The sequence below is a fragment of the Amycolatopsis sp. NPDC043889 genome (assembly GCF_056435645.1).
In genome coordinates this window covers 137,057-160,782 of sequence record NZ_JBWKEC010000002.1, presented here as the reverse complement: position 1 = coordinate 160,782, position 23,726 = coordinate 137,057, and the positions used below count along the sequence as shown (strand labels likewise).

The window sequence follows — 23,726 nt, the reverse complement described above, 5'->3', positions numbered from 1 at the left end:
CAATGATCGTTCTAACCGTCATTACCACTCACGACCCCCTGGACCGACGCGGCACTTGCGCTTGACCTCTCACTGAACAGGAAATCATGAGCGACACGAAGGAATGGACGTTCCCGGCCTCGTTCGGGCAGGAGCGGATCTGGCTGTCCGGCCAGCTCGACCCGGCGTCCCCGGTGTACAACCTGCACTGCCAGGCCAGGCTGGACCGCCCGCTGACCGCGGAGCAGTGGCGCGCCGCGCTCGGCGTCATCGTCGGGCGGCATGAGGCGCTGCGCACGTCGTTCCGCATGGAGGGCGGCGCGCTCATGCAGGTGGTGCACGCAGAGGTGCCGATCGAGCCCGAGGTGCACGACCTGCGAGACCTGCCCGCCGACGCCCGTGAAGACCGGCTCGCCGAACTCGTCGGTGGTGTGTCGCGCGGGGCCATCCCGCTCGACTCGCCGCCGCCGTGGCGGGCCCAGGTTTGCCGCATGGCCGACGCCGAGTGGGTGCTCACGTTCGTCGTGCACCACACCGTGTTCGACGCAGGCTCGGTGCTGGTGCTGGGGGCCGAGCTGGGCGAGGCGTGCGACGCCGTGTTCGAGGGCCGCGAGCCGAAGCTGCCCGAACTGGCCATCCAGTACCCGGACTTCTCGGCCTGGCAGCGCGGGCAGCTCGAAACGTCCAGCGAGCAGCTGGACTACTGGCGCAAGCAGCTCGCCGGGCTGCCGCCGGTGCACGGCCTGCCCACCGACCGGCCGCGGCCGTCGGAGCTGACGTTCGCCGGTGACCAGGTGCACTTCACCCTGCCGGACGGACTGATCGACCGGGTCGGTGAGCTGGGCCGGGAGCTGTCGGCGTCGCCGTTCATGGTGCTGCTGGCCGGCTATTCGGCGCTTCTGTCGCGACTGTCCAGAGCGGACGACATCGTCGTCGGCGTCCCGGTCGCCGGCCGTGACCTTCCCGAGTTGGCCGACCTGATCGGCATGTTCGTCAACCAGATGGCCGTGCGAGTCGACTGCTCGGGCGCGCCCGCGTTCACCGAGCTGGTGGGCCGGGTCCGGACCACGCTGCTGGAGGCGATCGACCACAGCCAGGTGCCGTTCCAGGCGGTCGCCGAGGCGGTCGGGGCCGAGCGCGATCCCGGCGTGCAGGCGCTGTACCAGCTCGGGTTCAACTTCCTGCCCGACTCGGGGCTGGAGCCGATCCGTTCGGCCACCGCGAAGGACGACATCGCGATCGACCTGACCGCCGTGGACGGCAGGCTCGTCTACCGCACCGATCTGTTCGACCGCGAGACCGCCGAAGCCATCGCCGAGCGGTACGTGCGGCTGCTGAGCGCGGCGGTCGCCGATCCGGCCCGGTCGGTCGCGGATCTGCCGCTGCTGTCGGACGCCGAGCGCGAGCTGGTCCTGACCGGGTGGAACCCGACGGAACTGTCCACTCCGGACACCAAGACGGTGCACGCCCGTTTCGAGGAACAGGCCAGGCGGACCCCGGACGCGCCCGCCGTCGACTTCGGCGGAGTTCGCCTGACGTATGCCGAGCTGAACACGCGAGCCAACCGCGTCGCGCACCGGCTGCGCGAGCTGGGCGCCGGCCCCGGCACCGTGGTCGGCGTGTGCGTGCCGAACTCGGCGGATCTGCTGACCGGCGTGCTCGGGGTGCTGAAGAGCGGCGCGGCCTACGTCCCGCTCGACCCGGCCAACCCGGCTCCCCGGCAGGCGCTGATCCTCGCCGACGCGGGTGTCCCGTTCGTGCTGGTCTCCGGAGAGTCCACTTTGGACATCAAGACGCTGGCCCTCGACGACCCGGCCGAGTGGTCCGCCGCGGCCACCGAGGACCCGGACCCGACGGCCGGGCCGGGCGACGTCGCCTACGTGATCTACACGTCGGGCTCGACCGGGCGGCCCAAGGGCGTCGAGGTCGAGCACCGGGCCGTCGACACGTACCTGGCGTGGGCGCGCGAGGCGTACCCCGGCCTGGCCGGACGGGCGTTGCTGCACACGTCGCCGTCGTTCGACCTCACCGTGACGACGCTGCTCGGCACCCTCACCGCCGGGGGCGCGGTGGTCGATGGCGGACGCCCGACGTTCGTCAAGGCGACCCCGACACACCTCGCCGTCCTCGCCGAGGAGCTGTTCCCGACGGGTGAGCTGGTGCTCGGCGGTGAGGCGCTGACCGCCGAGGCCGTCCAGCCGTGGCGGGGTCGGCACCCCGGCACGCTCGTCGTCAACGAGTACGGCCCGACCGAGGCCACCGTCGGCTGCGTCGTGCACCGGGTCGAACCTGGGGACGAGCTGCCGTCCGGGCCCGTCCCGATCGGCCGTCCGGTGCCCGGCACCCGCGTGTACGTCCTCGACGAACGGCGGCAGCCGGTGCCGCCGGGCGTCCCGGGCGAGTTGTACATCGCCGGGTCGCAGCTCGCCCGCGGCTACCTCGGGCTGCCGGATCTGACCGCCGAAAAGTTCACCGAAGGTCCGTACGGCCGGATGTACGCGACCGGCGACCTCGCCCGCTGGCGCCGCGACGGCACGCTCGACTACCTCGGCCGCGTCGACGAGCAGGTGAAGCTGCGCGGCTACCGCATCGAGCCCGGCGAGGTCGAAGCGGCGCTGCGTGAGCTGCCGGAGGTGCGCGACGCGGCCGTGGCGGTCCGCGGTGACACGCTCGTCGGCTATGTCGTCGGCAGCACCGAGGGGGCGGCCGACGCCCTGCGGAAGACGTTGCCGGACTACCTGGTGCCGACCCGGTTCGTGACGCTCGAGGCGCTGCCGATGGCGGCCAGCGGCAAGCTCGACCGGGCCGCGCTGCCGGATCCCGAACCCGGCGAGACGCCGGCGTACGTCGCACCCCGGACCGCGGCCGAAGAACTCGTCGCCGAGGTGCTCGGCGAGCTGCTGGGCGTCGACGACCTCGGCGCGCACGACGACTTCTTCGCCCGTGGCGGCAACTCGCTGCTGGCGATCCGCGCGATGTCCCGGATCCGCAAACAGGTCGAAGTCGACATCCCGGTGCGGGGGCTGTTCTCCCTCACCACCGTCGCCGGGCTCGCCGCCGAGATCGAACGGCGGCTCGCCGAGGACCTCGACCAGCTCAGCGACGAAGAGGTCCAGCGTCAGCTGGCCGAAGGCGAGCTCTCATGACCGCGATCGACGAAACCAGCAGCGCGGCCGCGCGCCGGGCCCTGCTCGAACAGCGGCTGCGACGGCGCACGGAGCGGGCCGCGACCATCACGCCGCGCCCCGCCGACGCCGTCGTCCCGCTTTCCTATCAGCAGGAACGCGTCTGGTTCATGGAACAGTTCGCGCCGGGCACCGGGTCGTACCACATCCCGGTGCCGATCCAGCTGACCGGCAGGCTCGACGTCGCCGCGCTCCAGTCCGCTTTGGACACCCTGCCCGCTCGGCACGAGGCGCTGCGGATGCGCTTCCCGGAGGGGGACGACGGACAGCCGACCGTCCACATCGAACCTTCGGTCTCGGTTGATTTGTCCATAGTGGATGCGGGAACTGAGGAAGCCGCCCGCGCCGCCGTCGACGCCGCCGCGGCCGAGACGTTCGACCTGGCGACGGGCCCGCTCCTGCGGGCGACACTGGCCCGGGTGTCCGACGAGGAGCACCTGCTGGTCTTGTGCACGCACCACATCGTGGGTGACGGCTGGTCGGTCGACCTGTTGCTGCGTGACCTCGCCGCGCAGTACCACGCTCTGAGCACCGGCGGCACGGCCCAGCTGCCCGCGCTGAGCATCGGGTACGGCGACTTCGCGCACTGGCAGCGCCGCACGCTCACCGGTGGCGAACTCGACCGGCAACTGGAGCACTGGAAGGCACAGCTCGCCGGGGTCGAGCCGCTGGAGTTGCCCACCGATCGGCCCCGGCCCGCCAAGCAGAGCTTCGACGGCGCGATCCACGAGTTCTTCGTCGAGCGCGACCTCGCCCGCGCGCTCGGCGAGCTGAGCCGTGAGCACGGCGTCACGCTCTTCATGACCCTGCTGGCCGCCTACCAGGTGCTGCTTTCGCGGTACTCGGGCCAGGAGGACTTCGCGATCGGCTCGTCGTCGGCCGGACGCGGCCTGCCCGAGCTGGAGGGCGTGGCGGGCATGTTCATCAACATGCTGCCGCTGCGTGCCCAGCTCGCGGGTGACCCGACGTTCGCCGAGCTGCTCGAACGCACCCGGCGGCACGTGCTGGACGCGTTCGAGCACGCCGACGTCCCGTTCGAACGGCTGGTGAACGCGCTCGGCGTGCCCCGCGACGTCAGCCGCTCGCCGGTGTTCCAGGCGATGTTCGTGCTGCAGAACTACGAGATGGGCCGGATGGGCGCGGCCGGTGAGTCCGAAGTGGACTTCCGCTGGCTGCCGATGGACCTGCCCGCTACCCGGTTCGACTTCGAGTTCCACGCGATCGAGGTCGAACGCGGGCTGATCGGCAAGCTCGTATACAACACCGCGCTGTTCACCCCGGACACGGTCGACGGGATGGCCGGGCGGCTGGTCACGCTGCTGCGCTCGATCGTCGCCGACCCGGACCGGCGACTGTCCGAAGTGGACATTCTCGACGCCGCACAGCGCGAACTCGTCCTGGAGCGCTGGAACGACACGACCGCCGAGTTCCCGCAGACCACGCTGCACGTCCTCGTCGAGGAGCAGGCCGCCCGGACCCCGGACGCGCCCGCGGTGACCTTCCGCGGTGCGTCGCTGACCTACCGCGAGCTGGACGAGCGGGCCAACCGGCTCGCGCACCGGCTGCGTGGGCTCGGCGTCGGACCGGGCGTGCTCACCGGGGTATTCGCGGAGCGGTCTTTCGAGCTGGTCGTCGCGCTCCTCGGCGTGCTGAAGGCCGGTGGCGCGTACGTCCCGCTCGACCCGGAGTACCCGGCCGACCGGCTGGCGTTCATGCTGCGGGACGCGGCCGCGCCCGTCGTCGTGACGCAGGCGGCGTTGCGTGAAACACTGCCGCCGGGGGACGCGACCGTCGTCGTCCTGGACGACCTCGCCGAGACGGCCGGGCAACCGGGCACCCCGCCTGAGCCGCTTGCCGGACCGGATGACCCGGCGTACGTCATCTACACCTCGGGCTCCACCGGTCAGCCGAAAGGCGTGCCCAACGGTCACTGCGGCATCGTCAACCGGCTCGACTGGATGCAGCGCGCGTACCGCCTCGACCACACCGATTCGGTGCTGCAGAAGACCCCGGCCGGTTTCGACGTGTCGGTCTGGGAGTTCTTCTGGCCGCTGATCACCGGTGCGCGGCTCGTGCTCGCCGAACCCGGCGGCCACAAGGACGCCGCGTACCTGCGTGAGCTGCTCGCGTCCGAGAGCATCACCACCGCGCACTTCGTGCCGTCGATGCTCACGCTTTTCCTGGCCGAACAAGGCGTCGAGACCTGCACGGCGCTGCGGCGGGTCGTGTGCAGCGGCGAGGAGCTACCGCTCGACGCTGCCCGCGAGTTCACGCGGCGGCTGCCGGACTGCGAGCTGCACAATCTCTACGGCCCGACCGAAGCCGCCATCGACGTCACCGCCTGGCACTGCACGCCCGCCGCGCTCGCCGACGTCGCGTCGGTGCCGATCGGAGCGCCGATCCAGAACATCCGGATCTACGTGCTCGACCGTGCCGGGCGGCCCTGCCCGGTCGGCGTGCCGGGCGAACTGCACATCGCCGGCGTCGGCCTCGCCTTGGGGTACCACAACCGCCCGGAGCTGACGGCAGAGCGGTTCGTACCCGACCCGTTCCACAGTGGACGGATGTACCGCACCGGCGACCTCGCGCACTGGCGCCCGGACGGGACGATCGCGTTCCTCGGCCGGATCGACCACCAGGTCAAGCTGCGCGGCCTCCGCATCGAGCTGGGGGAGATCGAGACGACCTTGCGCGCCCAGCCGGGTGTGCGCGACGCCGCCGTGATCGTCCGCGAGGACACGCCGGGGGACAAGCGGCTGGTCGGGTACGTCGTCGGCGACGCCGAGCCCGGCGCGCTGCGGACGGCGCTCAAGCAGAGCCTCCCGGACTACATGGTCCCGCCGTCGTTCGTCGCGCTCGACGAGCTGCCGCTCACCCCGAACGGCAAGCTCGACCGCAAGGCGCTGCCCGCTCCGGTCGCGTCCCGGGACGCGACCAAGGAACTGGTCGCGCCGTCGACCCCGGTCGAAACCCTGCTGGCCGAAATCTGGCGGGACGTGCTCAAGGTGGACGAGCTGGGCGTCGACGACGACTTCTTCGACCTCGGCGGCCACTCGATGCTGGCCACCCAGGTGGTGGCACGGATCGGCAAGGCGGGCGCCGGGCAGGTCGGCGTCATGGACCTGTTCCAGCACCGCACGATCCGCGACCTGGCGTCCTTCATGGACGATGACGCCACCGACCGGCCGCGGCATCTGCTGTACGAGCTGACCAAGCCGACGACGCAGCGGACGCTGACCTACGTCTGCTTCCCCTACGGCGGCGGCAGCGCGATCGTGTACCAGCCGCTGGCCGACGCGCTCCCGGCGGGCTACTCGCTCTACTCGGTCGCCATCCCCGGCCACGACGTCGGACTGTCCGAAGAGGCCCTGCCCTTCGACGACCTGGTCGAGCGGCTGGCCGACGAGATCCTCGACCGCGTCGACGGCCCGCTGGCCATCTACGGCCACTGCGGTGTCGGCAACGCGCTCGCCGTCGCCGTCGCCCGGCTGCTCGAAGAGCGCGGCCGCGAGCTGGAGGTCGTCTACATCGGCGCGATCTTCCCGTTCGCCCGCATGAAGGGTGCGGTGGGCACGCTGCGCACCCGGCTGGAGAAGCTGCGCAGCAACCGGTACTACTCGAACTGGCTCAAGGGCATGGGCGTCGACACCGACGACCTCGACCCGGCGCAGGCCGACCGGATCATCACGAACATGCGCGCCGACAGCCGCGCCGCCGAGGAGTACTTCAGCGGCCTGCTCGACGCCCGCGTGGCCAAGCTGCGCGCGCCGATCGTGTCGGTCGTGGGCTCCGAGGACCCGGTCACCGACTACTACGCCGAGCGGTACCGGGAATGGGAGTTCCTCACCGACACCACCGCGCTCGTGGTGCTCGACCGGGCCGGGCACTTCTTCCTGCGCTACCGGGCCGACGAACTCGCGGAGATCGTCACGCGCGTGCATCCGGCGCTGGACGACCCCGGCGAACTCGACGTCCGGGTCCGCGGCGAAGACGCGGCCTGGGCGGTGCACGAGACCCACCGGGCGGACGTGGACGAGAAACCCGCGGTGCGGCCGAGCATGGCCCGGTTCGTCACCATCACGGTCGGGCAACTGGTGTCCTCGACCGGTTCGGCGCTGACGTCCTTCGCGGTGCCGATCTGGCTCTACACGCGCACGGGCTCGGTGGCCGACCTCGGCCTGCTGTGGGCGCTCGCGCTGCTGTTCGGCGTGCTCGTCCTGCCGGTGGCCGGCGCACTGGTCGACCGCGGCGACCGGCGGCGGATCATGATCGCGGCCAGCGGCATCGCCGGCGGGATCCAGCTGATACTGGCGTTGCTGCTGATCACCGGGCATGTCCAGCTGTGGTTGTTCTACGTGTTGATCCCGCTCGGGTCGGTGGCCGCTTCGTTCCAGCGCATCGCCTATCAGTCGTCGGTGGCTCAGCTGGTGCCGAAGCAGTATCTCGGGCACGCGATGGGTCTCGCGCAGCTGTCCACCGGTTTCGCCCAGTTGCTGATGCCGGTGCTCGCGGCCGGGCTGCTGGCGACGATTCAGTTGTCCGGCATCCTGATCCTGGACATGGCGAGCTACGCGTTCGCGATCGTGGGCCTGCTGCTGGTGCGGTTCCCGGACATGATGGGCTGGCGCCCGCGCGAACCGCTGCTGACGGCGATCGCAGGTGGGCTGCGGTACTCGTGGAACCACCGCGGTTTCCGCACGATGCTGCTGTACTTCGCGCTGGCGAACGTCTTCCTCGCTCCCGCGCTGGTGCTGGTCTCGCCGCTCGTGCTGTCGTTCGGCTCGGTCACCGACGTCGCGCAGGTGGCGCTGGCCGAGGCCATCGGCGCGGTGGCGGGTGGGATCGGGATGGCCTTGTGGGGCGGCCCGCGGCACCGCCGGATGGTCGGTGTGCTCGTCGGCAACATAGGGATCGCGCTCGGCAGCCTGGTGATGGGCCTGCGGCCGTCGCTGATCGTCGTCGCGGCCGGGGTGTTCCTCCTGGCCGCCGCGATGTCCGTGTCGCAGGGCATCTACGCGACGCTGGTGCAGGTCAAGGTGCCGCAGCGGTTCCACGGCCGGGTGTTCGCGATCAACCAGACGATCACCTGGTCCACGCTGCCGATCGGGTTCGCCGTGCTGGCGCCGCTGGCCGTCGGCTGGTTCTCGCCGCTGCTGGCACCGGGCGGCGCGCTGACCGGGTCGGTCGGCGCCGTGCTCGGCACCGGCGAGACCCGGGGCATCGGGCTCGCCTATGTCGTCTTCGCGCTGATCCTGCTGCTGATCAACGTGGGCGGGTTCTCGCTGCGGCGCCTGCGCCGCTTCGACACCGAGGTGCCCGATTCGCTGCCCGACGATCTGGTGGGGGCGCAGGAACGGGAGCGCAAGCTCGCCGGGAAGGAAGCCGCATGAGTACGGCAGTGCTGGTCAGGGAGGCCCGCGGACACTGGGTCGGCGAGGTCGCGCCGTCGATGCGGGCGGCCGGGCACCGCGTGGTGCTGCTCGCCCCGCCGATGGACGAGGCCGAGCGCGCCGCGCTGACGAACGTGGTAGACGACGTCGTCGCGCTCGACGACGTCCACGACCCGGAAGCCGTCGCGGCGAAGGTCCGGGAGATCGACGGCGGCGCGTTGGCCGGGATCTTCACCGGCTCGGACGGCGCCATCGCGAGCACCGCCCACGCCGCGGAACTGCTCGGGGTGGCGCGCTGCCCGGCGTCGGTGTTCGCCTTGTGCGCGAACAAGTTCGCGGTCCGGGAGGCGCTCGCCGCGGCCGGGCTGCCCGGGCCCGCGCACGCCCTGATCTCGTCGGCCGCCGAGGCGGCATCGGTCGCTTCCGCGGTCGGGCTCCCGGCGATCGTCAAACCGGTCAACGGGGCGGGCAGCAATCTGATCCGCGCGGTGTCCACTGTGGACGAACTAGCGGCCGCGTACGAGCTGCTGGCCGCGCGCCTGCCCGAGTCCGCGGATCCGCGCTACCACCGTCCATTGGGGACACTGGATCCTTCGGCGACATTCCTCGTCGAAGGATTGCTGTCCGGCCCGGAGTACGCGGTGGACGTGCTGGTCCGTGACGGGGTCGCCGAGCCGGTCGAGATCCTCGACAAGCCGCTGATCGACGAGCGGAAGTTCGAGCTGGCGCTGTCGTGCCCGCCCGCCGGGCTCACCGCCGACCGGGCCGAGCTGGTGACCGCCGCGGCGGTCACCGCCGTCCGCGCGCTGGGGCTCGACAACACCTGTGCCCACGTCGAGTTGATCGACGACGTCGACCGTGGCCCGACGATCGTCGAGGTCAACGCGGGCAGGCCCGCCGGCTCGATCATGCCGCTGCTGGCGAAGCTGCGCACCGGCATCGACGTGTTCGCCGAGCTGGCGGCGCTCGCGGTGGGCGCTCCACCGCCGGTGCGGGAACCCGCGAAACTGCCCATCCCGCTGGGCATGCTGATCCTCTACGCGGCCGGTTCGGGCCGGTTGACCGGCATCGGCGGGCTCGACGAGATCGCCGAGCTGCCCGAGGTGATCGACGTCGTCACCACCGTCTCGCCGGGGGAGGTGCTCACCGACGAACAGGAGACCTACGCGGTCAACCTCGTCGTGGCCGGGTTCGCCGATCACGAGGACCTCGCCGACCTGCACGCGGAGGCGAGCAAGCTCGTCCGGCTCGAACTGGAGGAAGTGTGAAAACCGCGTTCGTGGTCTGCGAGACCGCAGGGCAGTGGATCGCCGACTTCGTGGCCGCTGTGCACGCGACCGGCCTGCGGGCCGAGCTGGTCACCCAACCCCTGGAACCGGCCGAGCAGGCACAGGTGGCGGAACTGGTGGACGGCATCGTCGTCGTCGACGACGTCCGTGACGCCGAAGCCGTCGCCGAGGCGATTCGGGTGCGGACCGTCAGTCCGGCCGGGGTGGTGACCGCCGCCGAGGGGATCATCGCGAGCGTCGCCCGTGCGGCCGAGCTGCTCGGGGTGGCGCGCTGCCCGGCGTCGGTGTTCACCGTGACGCACAACAAGTTCGCGGTCCGGCAGGCGTTGGGCGCGGCAGGGTTGCCGGGGCCACGCTGCGCGCTGATCTCGGCCGAGTCCGAGGCGGCGTCGGTGGCTTCGGCAGTCGGGCTCCCGGCGATCGTCAAACCGGTGAACGGCGCGGCGAGCAATCTCGTGCGTACTGTGTCCACAGTGGATGAACTGGCGGCGGCGTACCGGCTGCTGGCCGAGCGGTTGCCGCTGTCGGAGGACGCACGGTACCACCGGCTCGTCGGTGGCGGACCGGCGCCGATCGACCCGCTGAAGGTGTTCCTCGTGGAAGGCCTGCTGCGCGGTCCGGAGTACGCGGTCGACGTCCTGGTGCGCGACGGCGTCGCGGAACCGGTCGCCGTGGTGGAGAAGCCGCTGATCGACGAGCGCAAGTTCGAGCTGGGCATGGTCTGCCCGCCGCTCGAACTGTCCGAAGAGGACACCGGGCGGCTGTTCGCGGCCGCTACGGCCGCCGCGCTCGCCCTGGGTCTGGACAACACCTGCGCTCACCTGGAACTGATCGACGATGCCGAACTGGGCCCGACGATCGTCGAGGTGAACGCGGGCCGCCCGGCAGGCGGCGCCCAGCCGGTGCTGCTGAAGCTCGCGACCGGCATCGATGTCATCGCCGAAGCCGTGTCGCTGGCATTGGGCACGCCACCGCCCGCGCGAGGTGCGGGCCTGCCGGTGCCGGTGGGCTACCTGATCTTCTACGCCGAGGGCACCGGGCGGCTGATCCGCGTCGAGGGCACCGACGAGGTCGCCGGGCTGCCCGAGGTCCTGGAGGTCGTCACGATCGTGCGCCCCGGCCAGCTGCTCACCGACGACCAGGAGATCTACGCGGTGAACGTACTCGCCGCGGGGTTCGCCGACACCGAAGACCTCGCCGCGCTGCACGCCGAGGCCGCCAAGCTGATCCGATTCGAACTGGAGGAGTCATGACCGCCGAACTCGCGGCGAACCTCGACAGCGCCCACCACGTCGAGGGCAACGAACACACGGAGATCACCGTGTACGCGGCCACGGGTCTGGACTGGGTGCGCGCGCATCGCGAAGTGCTGCAGGGCCGGCTGCGCGAGCACGGCGCGATCCTGCTGCGCGGGATGCCTGCCGATCTGGCGGTGTTCAACCAGGTCACGGAGGAGATCGGCGGCTCCCTGCTGACGTACACGGAACGGTCGACGCCGCGGTCGGCGGTCTCGGGCAACATCTACACCTCGACGGAGTACCCGCCTGCCGAGTCGATCCCGATGCACAACGAGAACTCGTACTCGGCGCACTGGCCCGCCCGCCTGTTCTTCCTGTGCGACACCGCGGCCGAAACCGGCGGCGCGACGCCGATCGCCGACAGCCGCGCGATGTACCGCCTGCTGCCGGAGGACCTGCGGGAGCGCTTCGCGGGCGGCGTCACCTACACCCGGGCGTTCCGTGAAGGCCTCGGGCTGACCTGGCAGGAGGCGTTCCAGACCGACGACCGCCAGGCGGTGGCGGACTACTGCACCGGCAACGGGCAGACGTACGAGTGGACCGACGAGGGCCTGCGCACCCGGCACGTGCGCCCGTCGTTCGTCGCGGAACCGCACACCGGCGCGACGGTGTGGTTCAACCAGGCCAACCTGTTCCATGTCTCGAGCCTGGGGGAGGAGGTCAGCGAGGCGCTGCTGGAGCTGTACCCCGAGGAAGACCTGCCCCGCAACGCCTTCTTCGCCGACGGCTCGCCGATCCCGCAGGCGGACCTGGCCACGATCAAGGCGACGTACGACGAGGTCAGCTACGCGTTCCCGTGGCAGCCGGGCGACATCATGGTGATCAACAACATGCTGATGGCGCACGGACGCGAGCCGTTCACGGGCAAGCGGCGGACCCTGGTCGCCATGACCTGAGCCGCCTCAGGCCGCGGCGACGCTGGAGAAGGGTGACGCGCGGGTGCTGCCGTTGCGGCCTCGTGAGTGGTAAGGACGGTTATTGAGGGGTGAGGCAACTGTGTCGGGTGCGGTGGGCGGTCCGCTCATGGCCGCCTTCGACACACGCCCAGACCATGTCGACGACGTAGCGAAGGCCTCCTTCCCTACCTTCAGGGTAGGCAAGGAGGCCTTCACCACCACCTGGGTCGATCACTTCGGCTGACGGTGCGAAAGTGGCTTCGCAACACGCCACAGTTGCCTTACCCCTCAAGAGAACCGTCCTTACCACTCACGAGGCCGCCGGCCAGCGGCGGTGGTCCTGGTCGATGACGAACTCGTGGCTGTGCCGCCACGTGCCGTCGCCGGCCTGGACGGCGTCGGCGAGGTGAGCGGGGTCGATGGGCCCATGGTGGGTGTGTTCGAGAAGCAGGGGGTCGCGGCGTGGCCACGAGCGGATCGTGACGGCGAGCCCGAGTAGTGCGAGTGCGCCGAGAACGAGCCAGGTTTTCGATGGTGGGCTGTTGATCGTCATCTTCGCCATCTCCGGGGCGTTGGAGGCGATCGTCACCAAACGCACCGAGGACTCGGTTCGTGGGCTGCTCGACCTCGCCCCCGAGCGGGCGGCCCGGCTCACCGGCGTGGGCGAGGAGATCGTGGACACCGCGGTGCTGCGGGTGGGCGATCTGATCGTCGTGCGGCCGGGTGAGCGGATCGGTGGTGACGGGGAGGTCGTCGAGGGCGCCGGTGACGTCGATCAGGCGAGCATCACCGGTGAGTCGCTGCCGGTCGACAAGAGGGTCGGGGACGAGGTGTTCGCCGGCACCTCGCATTGGCCGCGGCCGCGGAACATTCCTCCGAACACCCGTTGGGCCGGGCTGTCGTGGCGGCGGCTCGCGACGCCGGGATCGCGCTGCGTCCGGCCGGGGACTTCACCTCGGCGCCGGGACGTGGCGTGTCGGCTCGCGTGGATGGCCGCGGGATCGAGGTCGGCAGTCCGCTGCGGCTGCTCGACGACGATCACGACCAGGCTCGCGTCATCGTGGCCGAGCTGGAGGAAGCCGGGAACACGGCCGTCGTGGTCCTCGTCGACGGCCTCCCGGCGGGTGTACTGGGACTGGCCGATCGGGTGCGGCCCGCGGCGGCCGCGACGATGACCCGGCTGACGGCGCTGACCGGTTCCGAGCCGGTGCTGCTCACGGGTGACAACCGGCGCGCGGCCGATCGCCTCGCGGGCGAGGTCGGCATCACCGACGTCCGGGCGGGCCTGCTGCCCCAGGACAAGGTGGCCGCGGTGCGCGAACTGGAAGCGCGGGGTGCCAAGGTGATGGTGGTCGGTGACGGCGTCAACGACGCTCCCGCGCTGGCCGCGGCCCACACCGGCGTCGCGATGGGCCGGGGAGGATCCGACCTCGCGCTGGACACCGCCGACGCGGTCGTCACCCGGGACGAACTCGCCGCCATCCCCGCCGTGATCAGTCTTGCCCGTCGCGCCCGGCGTCTCGTCGTCGCCAACCTGATCATCGCCGCCGGCTTCATCGGGGTGCTCGTGGTGTGGGATCTGGTGGGCCATCTGCCCCTGCCACTCGGCGTGGCCGGGCATGAAGGGTCCACAGTCATCGTCGGCCTCAACGGACTGCGGCTGCTGCGCAAGCCGGCCTGGCGACGGGCAGCCTCGTCCACCGGAGGAAAGTCCTGATGGTCAAGCGCCTCGTGAAGTGGCTGGATCAGCGGCTCGACGTTGATCAGTGTGGTGCGCTCGTCAGGAGCGACTTTGATTGACAGCCGAGGCCCTCAGCGGGCAGGGACCACGCGGCTTCGGTGGAATCGGGGGGCCGGCATTCGAGCGCGACTCCCTCGAGCGCGGCGAGCACGCTTCCGTCGGTGAGTGCGTGGACTGCCCGAACGTGGCGGCGGCTCGTCCAGTGGACGCCGCGATCACGGCAGATGCTCGACAAGGGCTTCGATGCCGACGGGGCGGGATGAGTCTCTTGTGGCGCCGGCATCGAGACCGAGTCCGCGACTGCGATGGCTCCGGCCGGAAGTGAATCCCAGTCGGTGCGTTCCACGGTGAGAACGGTCTGCCTGGTCGCGCCGGATCGGTCAAAGGAAACCTCGCAAACGCACGACAGAAAACCGCTCCCGGGCAGGCGATCGACTTTGCCCGACCCCCTGCCCGGGAGCGGCCCTTGGCCGCCGTTCATGACAAGCCGGGTGCGTGAAAGCCCTTTCAGCACACGCCCGGGTGAGACGTCCGGATCAGGGGCCTTAACTGAGGTAGAAGCCGCCGTCGTTGCGGAGGACAGTCGCCACGATCGGGAACCGGCGGGTGCCGTTCCACCAGTGGTAGACCGCGTGGTACTGGCCGTTGGCCGCCTGGAAGAAGTCCATCCCGCCTGGGCCGGGGTGGTTGCCGGGCAGGCCGCGGTAGGGGTTGAGGCCCCCGGCGCCGGTGTACCCGAAGTACGGCCGCTCGGCCCCGTTCTGCCGTGGTGTGCAGCGCGTCGACGGGATCGGGCCGGTGCCGCACCTGGCGATGCCGGTCGCGTACCGTGCGCTGTCCCAGTTGTTGCCGGAGTAGGCCAGGTACCAGTAACCGTCGGCGGACTTGAACATCGACGGGTTCTCGATCACGTGTGTGCCGCCGCTCATCCGGATGGTCTCCCAGCCGATGTCGGTGCTCTTCAACGCGTCCCGGCGGGTAGCCCAATCCGCCATGCCGTTGGACTGGGTGCGCACGATCGAGATGCCGGTCTCCGGGTACGAGGTGATGGCGTCGTCCCGGTAGGCGACATACATGGCGCTGCCCGAGACGAACGGGTTCGCGTCGATGGCCCAGCGGCCGTTGCCCGGGCACGCCCACTCGACGGGGTTGGTGAACGGCCCGCGTGCACTGCCCGAGACGGCGCGGCCGAGGCATTTCTGGCCGGTGCCCCGCTTGGACGCGGTGTAGTACATGAAGTAGGTGTCGCCGAAGCGGACGACGCCGGGCGCCCAGATGTTGCCCTCCGCCCAGCTACCCGGCCCGTTGGGCAGTGCGTCGGCCGACGCGCAGGTGCCCACACCGACGGTGTTGCCGGAGCCGTGTACGAGCACCGGCACGAACAGTTTGCCGGTCACGCCGCACCGGGCGCCGACACCGGCGCCGACCGTGGTGCCGTAAGTGACGTATGTGCCGTCCTTCGCCTGGACGGTGTCCGGGTCGGCGAGTGGGAACGTCGACTCGGCAGCCGCGGTTGAGACACCGTCGGCCGCGCTGGCCGTGTTGACCGCCATGACGGCGGTCGCGGCGGTCGTCGCGAGCACGCCCGCCACGAGTAATCTGGTCGTCCACTTGCGCATGCTGAATCCCTTACTGGGCAAGGAGAGTGGTGTCGGTCAGGAGGAGCACCTGGCCGCCCGCGGCCGAGGCGGCAAGCCCGGCCGCTGCGATGCCGAGCATGATTCGCCGGGGTGACCAGCTGCTCTCCCCGGTTACTTGTCGACGGACAAGTGCGCCGGTTGCAAACTATGTGACCCCAGTCGCCAACGCGACTGAAAGCGTGGAAACTGCCGGTCGATGCGTCCGTACGGCCTATCCGGCGGTGCCGTTCGACCTACCGCGGCGCTGCGCGGTGATCCGATCCGCCCGCCGAATGGCTATGACATCCGAGCCGCGTTGCCCTGGCAAGCGGTCGATTTCGCCGTCGCATGGGCCGGGAACCTGCGGGTCTTGCGACCTTGTCGCCCGTGAACAGGCGGAGCTCGGCCTGGCTGGTCTGGATCGTTGTCGTTGTCGGAGGCGTCAGTGGGGTGGTAGGGCTCGCCATTCTTCGTTACCCGTGGAACGGGATGTCTCTGTGGAAGGTCGCTCCCAGGAAAGGATCGAGACTGAAGAGCGTTGATACTTGTGCGGCATTGGGGTGAAGGTCACCTCGGTGAAAGTTGCCCTGTCGAACTGGGCGTCGCAGTCGGAGGTCACCTCTTCAAAACCTCGAGGTTCCGTTCCGCAGCTTCATCTCGCGCGAGGCAAAGGACCCGATGGGGCGCGTGGCGAGAGACGGTGCGCGATCTCGATCTGAGGGTCGGACGCTGTCATGGTCGACGCGCTGTCGCTCGCCGCTGTTCGTGGATGGCTGTATAGGGGCGGCATCGGTGTAGTCGTGCCGTACGCTCCGCTCGCATGTGCGCACTCACCCGGACCATGACCGCACTGTTCGCGGTGTGCGGGAAGCGGCCAAGCGGCTGCAGTACGCGCTGGGGGCCAGGCGCCGAGGCGCTGCCGATCGACGCCAAGCCCGGCACTGCGTGCCTTCCAGGACCTTCTCGGGGGCGGTTCGTGACCGCGGTCCAAGCCGCCGGTGGCGCGACCGCCGGCCCTGTTCCGCCGGAGCCGCGAGCCGATCGCGACCACGTGAAGGCTCGGCTGCCGCGGTACCGGCGCGACCTCTGGGCCGCGACTGCACCGCGCAGCCACTTCGTCATTTCTCAGGTGTGTTCGTGACCTCGACGCCTCCGAAGATCGCGGTCGCGTTCACGGCGAGCACAGGAGCGTCCGCCGGGAGATCACCGGTACCGTCGGTTTTGTCCTCCAGGCCGCCCATGAACGGCAGACCGCCGAGCGAGACCCGCCAGCCCCGCGGTACCAGCACCTTGACGCCGCCGAACAAGGCGAAAGCGTCCACCGTCGCTCCCTCGTCGATGCGGGCTTGACGAAGGTCGAGCGTCGAACCGCCGAAGATCGCCGAGACATCGGTGTGCCGCAGGTGGCGGGACTGTTCCCTGGTGGTCGCTCCACCGAACATCACGAGCGGCGTCCTGGTGCCGTGCTCCCGGCGCAGTCCGGCGAGCACGGCGAATCCCGCCACCGCCAGCAGGGTCGGCCACCAGAGGCCGCCTTCCGCCAGGTCCAGGGTGCCCGCGAGCAGGATGAGCCCGATCACCGTCACGGCGGCCGGTCCGATCGACATCCGTCGCTGGGACAGCATCGCGACGATGCCGAGGCCGACCAAGGAAGCCGGCCACCACGCGCCGAGCAAGCCACCGGTTTCGAGGACGCCGGTCGCGTCGAGGATCCCCAGCACGCCCAGGGCCACCAAGACCAGCCCGACCCAGAATCGAACGGGTTTCACGACGGCTTCTCTTCCGACGCCGGGTCGCCGCGGCGTTCGACCGCGATGGACCAGGGGCCCGCGAGCGCGGTGATCGCGCCGACCGCGGTCACGACCGGTGCGAGGACCGCGGCGACGATACCGGCGTTCACGGGTACATCGAGGATCACCCGCTCCTGGGTGTCCTTGACGACGATGCGCCGGACGTTGCCCTCACGGACGAGCCGTCGCACCTTCTCGGTGAACACTTCGCGTGGCTCCTTCGGCGCCGAGGATTCGGTCACTTGCTGATCTTCTTTCTGCACAGTCATGGTTTCCTCTCCCTTCCGCTTCCACGGTGAGGCCTCGGCTCGCCGGGTGGCAGTGACCTTCGGTCCTTCCCCGCGGCCGAAAGGCGCACGATCCTGAACGGAGGACTTTCCGACGGAGGAGGCCGTTCGTGAAGATGCGCGCATGGCGGGTCACCCGGCCCGGGCCGATGGCTTCGAGCCCACTTGAGTGGGCGGAGGTGCCGGTCTCGCGACCTGCCGCCGACGAGGTGCTGGTCAGGGTGCTGGTGTGCGGGGTCTGCCGCACCGATCTGCACGTCGCCGAGGGTGACCTGCCGGTACGTCGGGTGGGGGTGATTCCGGGACACGAGGTCGTCGGCGAGGTGGTCGCCGTGGGGAACGAGGTCTCCGGCTTCAGTACGGGCGACCGGGTTGGAATCGCTTGGTTACGTGAAACTTGTGGCCGGTGCCGGTACTGCCTTCGCGGCCGGGAGAACTTGTGTCCGGAGTCGCGCTACACCGGTTGGGACGAAGACGGGGGGTACGCCGAATTCGCGGTCGTACCGGCCGCTTACGCTCTTCCGCTACCCGAGGGGTACACCGACGACGAGCTCGCGCCCTTGTTGTGCGCCGGTCTGATCGGCTACCACGCGCTGGAGCGGGCGCAAGTACCCGAGGGCGGTCGGCTGGGGATCTACGGGTTCGGCGGAAGTGCCCACCTGACCGCCCAGGTGGCGATCGCCCGTGGCGCCACCGTGCACGTGATGACCCGCAGCGAGGAAGCCAGGAAGCTTGCTTTGGCTCTCGGAGCGGTCTCGGCCGTCGCAGCTACCGAGCCGCCGCCTGAGCCTCTGGACTCGGCGATCCTGTTCGCGCCCGCCGGAGAACTGGTTCCACCCGCCCTCGAGGCTCTCGATCGAGGCGGGACACTGGCACTCGCCGGGATCCATCTCTCCGACATCCCGTCACTGAACTATCAGCGGCACCTCTTCCAGGAACGTCAGGTGCGCAGCGTCACGGCGAACACGCGCGCCGAGGCGCGAGAGTTCCTGGCGTTGGCGGGGACACACCACCTCGAGGTGAGCACGGTGCCGTACCCACTGGACGGGGCGGATCGGGCGCTCACGGATCTGGCGGCGGACCGGGTCAACGGCGCGGCCGTGTTGCGGGTGGGCTGACCGCCGCGTCGTTCACGCGGGAACGAGCAGGATCCACAAAGGACCGTCGGACACCGGAAGCGGCTGCCCGGACGCGGTCGTGAACCTGGTCGGCGCCGTTGCCGTCACACGGTCCCAGGTAGCCACGAACCGCTGCCCGCCTCGCCACATCGTCGCCTGCCCGGTGCCGACCGTCTGGGCGATGGGGAAGTTGGGGACCGTGCCGGTCTCCCCGCGTTCGCCGAGCCGGACGGCGACCCGCTGTTCGACGATCGTCGCCGCGCCGACCTGGCCGCCGTCCACCGAGGTCAGTGGCGAGCCGTCCAGACCGATCAGGTACCTGCCGATGTCCTGGGACCAGGTGAACGTGAAGGCGGCCGCCGGGTAGCGGATCGCCGAGGTGGCGGTTGCCGTGCCGGATTCCGGTGCGGCGCCCGCCTCGGGAAACGTGCCTTCCGGCGCGACCTCGCTGTCGGGGACCTGACGTGGGCGAAGGTAGAGATTGTGCGGTGACGGCCGGGAGTCGTCGCGGAAGTACGCGTTCGGGATTTCCGTGGGCGAAGCGCTCGTCAGTGAAGCCGAACGCAGAGACGGCAGCAGCTCCGGTGCGGCGCCGGAAAAGGCGAGAGCGGGTCGTCCGAATTGGGCCAGCAGGCTGAGGTCGGTGGCCCGTGCGCTGCGCACCGGGCCGATCACGGCCGGCGGGCGGCCCCGGTAGAGCGCGAGCAGCCGGGTCAGTCCGCCCTCGACAGGTTCCACGTACACGAGGTCCGCGGCACCCAGCCCGGTCTGCGGCCGGGCGGCCGCCACGTTGTCGATCTTGACGGCCAGTACCGCCCGGCGATCAGACGCGGCGGCTTCGCTGGACGACGCAGCGGGGGCCGAGTCGGTCCCGCTCGTCGGGCCGGACAGTTCCCGCACGAGGAGGACCACTGCGACGACGAGCACCACGGCCCCCGCCGTCGACGCGATCCACCAGGACTTCTTCACGAGGGTCGGCCCGTTTCCTTCGTCCGGCTCGACGCCGGCGCCTGATGATCGACCGGTATTCCCCGGTGGAAGATGCTCAGGAGACGCATGGCTTCATCGAGAACCAGCACATCAGCGCGGTCGCCGGGCCGCAACAGGCCGATGTCGGCCCCTGGATACAACCTGGCCGGAGTGCGGGTCGCCGCGTTGACGGCCGCCTCGGTGGCGATGCCGATGTCGCAGGCGTGGCGGACGGCATCGAGCAGAGTGATGGTCGTACCGACCAGAGTGCCGTCGGCGCGGCGGGCGACGCCGTCGGACACTGCGAAGTCGACGCTTCCAAGGCGGTAGTGGCCGTCCGGACAACCGCCGGCGGCGAGATCGTCGGTGACCAGGATGATCCGGTCCGCAGCCGCTTGGAAGGCCAGGTGAATCGCCTCGGGAGCCAGGTGGCTGGGGTCGGCGATCAGGCCGATGGACACTTCACGGCGGGTGAGAGCGGCACCGACGATACCGGGGTCGCGATGGGTGAACGGACGCATCGCGTCGAAAAGATGCGTGATCAGCCGGGCGCCGTGATCGATCGCGGCGTGTGTCGCGGCGGCGGTGGCGTCGCTGTGTCCACAGGAGACGAGTACCCCGGACCGCACACACAGGTCGACCAGCTCCACAGCGCCCGGGAGTTCTGGAGCGAGGGTCAACTGTGTGACCGGGCCGGCGTCCAGCAGCCGCTGTGCGAGCGTGAGATCCGGAGCGCGCAGGTACTCGACGGGATGGGTGCCAGGCCGTTCCGAGGACAGGAACGGACCTTCCAGATGGACCCCGAGGACACGGGCCCCGCCGGGCACACCCTGAGCTTCGCCGGCGGTGGCGATCGCTCCGAGGGTCCGGTCGGGCCGGTCGGTGATCAGTGTCGGCTGGTAGGCCACGACGCCGGTCCGGGCCAGCGCGATCCCGGCGCGCACGTGGTCGTCGGTGTCCGCGGTCAGGAAGTCCACTCCGGCGAAGCCATTGATCTGGAGATCGATCAATCCGGGGATGGCCAGGCCACGACCGGGGCTGGAGAGCCCTACGGCGGCGACCCGGCCGGAGTCCTCGTCGATCTCCACGTCACCGGCGCGATAGTTCCCGCCCACCAGGGCACCGGCGACACCCAGCCGCTTCATCGCGGCGGCAAGCTTCGCGCGATCAGCTCGACCAGTTCCACTGTGCGAGTCGCGTAACCCCATTCGTTGTCATACCAACCGAAGACCTTCGCCAGATGCGAGTCGGCCTTGGTCAGCGGGGCGTCGAACACGCACGAGGCCGGGTCGCCGATGATGTCGCGCGACACGACGGGCGCTTCCGTATAGCGCAGAATCCCCTTGAGGGCACCGTCCGAGGCCTCGGCGAACACATGGTTGACCTGCTCGGCGGTCACCGGGCGCTCGAGTTCGACGGTGAGGTCGGTCAGCGAGCCGTCCTCGACCGGCACGCGCACCGCGACCCCGTCGAGTTTGCCCGCCAGTTCTGGTAGGACCAGTCCGATCGCCTTGGCGGCGCCGGTGCTGGTGGGCACCACGTTGACCGCCGCCGACCGAGCCCGGCGCGGGTCCTTGTGCGGACGGTCCAGCAGGGCTTGATCGCCGGTGTAGCTGTGGATGGTGGTGAGCAGGCCGCGCCGGATACCGAACGCCGAGTGCAGAACCTTGACCATCGGCGCGACACAGTTGGTGGTGCACGACGCGTTGGAAACGATGTGATGGTTGGTGGCGTCGTAGTCGCCTTCGTTGACGCCCAGCACGATCGTCGCGTCGACGTCTTTGCCCGGCGCGGAGATCACGACCTTCCTGGCGCCGGCGGCCAGGTGCGCGCCCGCGGCTTCACGAGTCCGGAACTTGCCGCTGGACTCGATGACGACATCGACGCCGTACTCGCCCCACGGCAGCCGGGCCGGATCGGCCTCCGCGGTGACCTGGACGAGCTGGTCGCCGACGCGGAGAGCCTCGCCGTCGACGATCTCGACAGGTGTGCGGAGTTTGCCGTAGGTGGAATCGTGGACCAGGAGGTGCGCCAGCATCTCGGGCGAGGTGATGTCGTTGACCGCCACCACTTCGATCGGGCTTTCCGGCGACTCCAGAACGCAGCGGAGGATGTCCCGCCCGATCCTGCCGAAGCCGTTGATCCCGAGCCGTACCGTCATGATCGTCTCCCTTGTCGTCCTTCGGTCCACCGATGATCTGCTCGGCAGCGAGGGACGCCGTAGAGACGAAGGTCCTCCCTCGAACAGGCGAATGACCGCGTCGGATCTGTTGTGATTTGCCCCGTGCCCGCAGTGCCCGCTAACCCCTTCGGGGTCTGCTTCAATAACCGGTCTGACGTGGAGAGCGGTTTACTCGACAGTGGAACGAGGCGGTGACGATGACCGGCGACAACGGCGGCCCGCTGCCTCAAGTGCTGCTTTGGGCTGTTGAACATGCCGCCTCACTGGGGCGCTCACTTTCCACGACTACGCTGTGCGAGGCGGCTGTCGGGCGGCTCGAGGTGGACGGCGTGGCTTTGACGATCGACACGCCGCGAGGTGTGTCCGACACCCGCTGCGCGACGAGTCCACTCGCGGAGCAGTTGGCCGAGTTGCACAACACAGTCGAGGAGGGGCCGTCGGTGGACGCGTGTCGGGAGGGTATCGCCGTTCTGGCCGCCGATCTCGACACTCCGGAACTTCAAAGTCGTTGGCCCTTGTTCACACCCCTGGCGGTGGCGGTGTTCGCCTTGCCTTTACGGGTCGGCTCGATCGTGCTCGGCGCTTTCTCACTGCACCGGGTTGACGCCGTTGCGCTGAGTCCCGCTCCCCGGATCGAAGCTTTGCCGTTGCACAGCGCGCAGGTGCACCAGGCGACCGGAATGGTCTCCGCTCAACTGGGGGTCAGTGCGCGCGACGCGCTGGCCAGTCTGCGAGCACGCGCCTTCGCGGAACAGAGAACGCTCAGCGATCTGGCTGCCGCGGTCGTGGCTCGCGAAGTTCGCTTCGCTCCCTTCAAGGAGCCGCCATGACCCTCTCGCCCGTTCCTCAAGGACCTCTTACGGATCAGAGGACAAGGACGCTCCGATGATCGAAGACCGTATCGTTGATGCGCTGGCGGAGCTGGCTGACACGTTGCTGGCCGACTTCGATGTCATAGAGTTCTTCCACCTGCTGGTGGAACGTTGTACACAGCTCTTGGACGCGGACGCGGCAGGCGTGCTGCTGACCACCCAGCACGGTCCGCTGCAACTGGTCGCCACGTCCGAGGAGTGCATACGGCTGACGGAGTTGTTCCACCTTCAGACAGAGGAAGGCCCGTCACTGGATGCCTTCCAATCCGGTGTGCGGGTCGAGGAGCCGGATCTGCACGTCGCACCGGCTCGGTGGCCGAGGTTCGCGATCGCGTCCACCGATGCCGGTTTCGCCGCCGTAGCCGCGATTCCCATGCGTCTGCGAGGCGAGGCCGTCGGGGTGCTCAACATTCTCCGGCGGAACCGCGGCGAGTTCGATGTGAGGGACCTCCGGACCGCTCAGGCATTGGCGGACGTCGGGACGATCGGTCTGTTCCAGCATCACCCTGTTCGCCACTACGAGTTCGTGACCGAGCAGCTTCAGGCGACGCTGGAGAGTCTCATCGTGGTCGAGCAGGCGAAGGGAGTCGTCGCCGAACATCTAGCCGTCGACATGGCGGCCGCGCTCTCCGCGCTCCGCGGCTATGCGAGTCAGCGCAATCTGAAGTTGAGCGCGGTCGCCGGTTCCGTGATCGAAGGTGAACTCAGCGCGTCGGCATTGCTCGATGCTCCGGAATGACCGTGGGAGGTCGATCAGCCTGCGCATTGGAGGATTGGAGAGTATTCAGGGGCGCTTTGATCGCTAACCCATCGTGGTGGAAGGTTCACCCGCCTTCGGCGTAGTTGAATTTGCTCTTGTCGGTGGCCGTGTGGTGGCAAATTCGTCGACACGCTGGACGCGTACCAGGTCGCTGCGGGGAGCGTCGAGATTCTGGCGCCTCGCCGGGAGCGCTCGCCTGGTGGAATGGTGAAGAAGAAGGTTTGAAGAGGGTCGTGGGTGGGGTTTTTGGGTGGGAACCCAAAAACCCCCCCCCACCCCCCCCCCCCCACCCCCCCCCCCTTTTCCTCCCCCCCCAAACCTCCCCCGCGGGGGGGAACCCACACCCTTCCC

General features: G+C 69.7%; 16 protein-coding genes and 1 pseudogene. 10 read left to right on the top strand and 7 right to left on the bottom strand.

What is annotated here, in order from left to right:
* Window positions 1-86: 86 nt before the first annotated feature.
* From AC0685_RS06280 to AC0685_RS06260, 5 genes are read left to right on the top strand one after another with little or no spacing between them, the layout of a single operon-like run.
* A complete protein-coding gene (locus tag AC0685_RS06280; protein ID WP_478224604.1) occupies window positions 87-3,125 on the top strand; it encodes a non-ribosomal peptide synthetase in 3,039 nt (1,012 codons plus the stop codon).
* Complete coding sequence (locus AC0685_RS06275; protein ID WP_478224603.1) at window positions 3,122-8,554, top strand: non-ribosomal peptide synthetase/MFS transporter; 5,433 nt, start codon at window positions 3,122-3,124, stop codon at window positions 8,552-8,554. Before AC0685_RS06280 ends, AC0685_RS06275 begins: the two co-directional genes overlap by 4 nt.
* On the top strand, window positions 8,551-9,822 hold the full coding sequence (locus AC0685_RS06270) for an ATP-grasp domain-containing protein (RefSeq protein WP_478224602.1): 1,272 nt from the start codon (window positions 8,551-8,553) through the stop codon (window positions 9,820-9,822). Before AC0685_RS06275 ends, AC0685_RS06270 begins: the two co-directional genes overlap by 4 nt.
* Entirely contained in the window at window positions 9,819-11,096 is a 1,278-nt protein-coding gene (locus AC0685_RS06265) for an ATP-grasp domain-containing protein (protein ID WP_478224601.1), read from the top strand. Before AC0685_RS06270 ends, AC0685_RS06265 begins: the two co-directional genes overlap by 4 nt.
* Window positions 11,093-12,037 carry a TauD/TfdA family dioxygenase gene (locus AC0685_RS06260; RefSeq protein ID WP_478224600.1) on the top strand — a complete coding sequence of 315 codons (945 nt, stop codon included), beginning with the start codon at window positions 11,093-11,095 and terminating at the stop codon, window positions 12,035-12,037. The genes AC0685_RS06265 and AC0685_RS06260 overlap by 4 nt, the downstream gene beginning before the upstream one ends.
* A gap of 310 nt (window positions 12,038-12,347) precedes the next feature.
* Here the strand turns inward: AC0685_RS06260 and AC0685_RS06255 are convergent, their stop codons facing one another.
* Window positions 12,348-12,590 (bottom strand): hypothetical protein, encoded by a 243-nt coding sequence (locus AC0685_RS06255; RefSeq protein WP_478224905.1) that lies wholly within the window; start codon window positions 12,588-12,590, stop codon window positions 12,348-12,350.
* Here AC0685_RS06255 and AC0685_RS06250 point away from each other — a divergent pair.
* Window positions 12,472-12,825 (top strand): annotated as a pseudogene (locus AC0685_RS06250) (P-type ATPase actuator domain-containing protein); the annotation flags it as partial. The gene AC0685_RS06255 and the pseudogene AC0685_RS06250 overlap by 119 nt on opposite strands.
* A 113-nt stretch (window positions 12,826-12,938) precedes the next feature.
* Window positions 12,939-13,754, top strand: a complete 816-nt coding sequence (locus tag AC0685_RS06245) for an HAD-IC family P-type ATPase (RefSeq protein ID WP_478224599.1) — start codon at window positions 12,939-12,941, stop codon at window positions 13,752-13,754.
* A 569-nt stretch (window positions 13,755-14,323) separates the two neighbouring features.
* Here the strand turns inward: AC0685_RS06245 and AC0685_RS06240 are convergent.
* From AC0685_RS06240 to AC0685_RS06230, 3 genes are all read right to left on the bottom strand, one after another.
* Window positions 14,324-15,397, bottom strand: coding sequence for a family 43 glycosylhydrolase (locus tag AC0685_RS06240; RefSeq protein ID WP_340681310.1), 1,074 nt, complete (start codon window positions 15,395-15,397; stop codon window positions 14,324-14,326).
* A 1,118-nt stretch (window positions 15,398-16,515) separates the two neighbouring features.
* Window positions 16,516-17,166 (bottom strand): LiaF transmembrane domain-containing protein, encoded by a 651-nt coding sequence (locus AC0685_RS06235; protein WP_478224598.1) that lies wholly within the window; start codon window positions 17,164-17,166, stop codon window positions 16,516-16,518.
* Window positions 17,163-17,456: a DUF4342 domain-containing protein gene (locus AC0685_RS06230; protein WP_478224597.1), complete on the bottom strand. Its 294-nt coding sequence runs from the start codon at window positions 17,454-17,456 to the stop codon at window positions 17,163-17,165. Before AC0685_RS06230 ends, AC0685_RS06235 begins: the two co-directional genes overlap by 4 nt.
* Before the next feature lie 134 nt (window positions 17,457-17,590).
* Between AC0685_RS06230 and AC0685_RS06225 the strand changes: the two genes are divergently transcribed.
* Entirely contained in the window at window positions 17,591-18,592 is a 1,002-nt protein-coding gene (locus AC0685_RS06225; RefSeq protein ID WP_478224892.1) for a zinc-binding alcohol dehydrogenase family protein, read from the top strand.
* A 12-nt stretch (window positions 18,593-18,604) separates the two neighbouring features.
* Here the strand turns inward: AC0685_RS06225 and AC0685_RS06220 are convergent, their stop codons facing one another.
* The 3 genes from AC0685_RS06220 to gap are packed head-to-tail and all read right to left on the bottom strand — an operon-like array spanning window position 18,605 to window position 21,722.
* On the bottom strand, window positions 18,605-19,561 hold the full coding sequence (locus AC0685_RS06220) for a DUF3048 domain-containing protein (RefSeq protein WP_478224596.1): 957 nt from the start codon (window positions 19,559-19,561) through the stop codon (window positions 18,605-18,607).
* Complete coding sequence (nagA, locus tag AC0685_RS06215) at window positions 19,558-20,706, bottom strand: N-acetylglucosamine-6-phosphate deacetylase (RefSeq protein WP_478224595.1); 1,149 nt, start codon at window positions 20,704-20,706, stop codon at window positions 19,558-19,560. Before nagA ends, AC0685_RS06220 begins: the two co-directional genes overlap by 4 nt.
* A complete protein-coding gene (gene gap, locus AC0685_RS06210) occupies window positions 20,703-21,722 on the bottom strand; it encodes a type I glyceraldehyde-3-phosphate dehydrogenase (RefSeq protein ID WP_340681315.1) in 1,020 nt (339 codons plus the stop codon). Before gap ends, nagA begins: the two co-directional genes overlap by 4 nt.
* Before the next feature lie 218 nt (window positions 21,723-21,940).
* Here gap and AC0685_RS06205 point away from each other — a divergent pair, with 218 nt between their 5' ends.
* The gene (locus AC0685_RS06205) at window positions 21,941-22,573 is read left to right on the top strand and encodes a GAF and ANTAR domain-containing protein (protein WP_478224594.1); all 633 of its coding nucleotides are present in this window, start codon (window positions 21,941-21,943) and stop codon (window positions 22,571-22,573) included.
* A 55-nt stretch (window positions 22,574-22,628) separates the two neighbouring features.
* Window positions 22,629-23,354 carry a GAF and ANTAR domain-containing protein gene (locus AC0685_RS06200; RefSeq protein WP_478224593.1) on the top strand — a complete coding sequence of 242 codons (726 nt, stop codon included), beginning with the start codon at window positions 22,629-22,631 and terminating at the stop codon, window positions 23,352-23,354.
* Window positions 23,355-23,726: the final 372 nt, after the last annotated feature.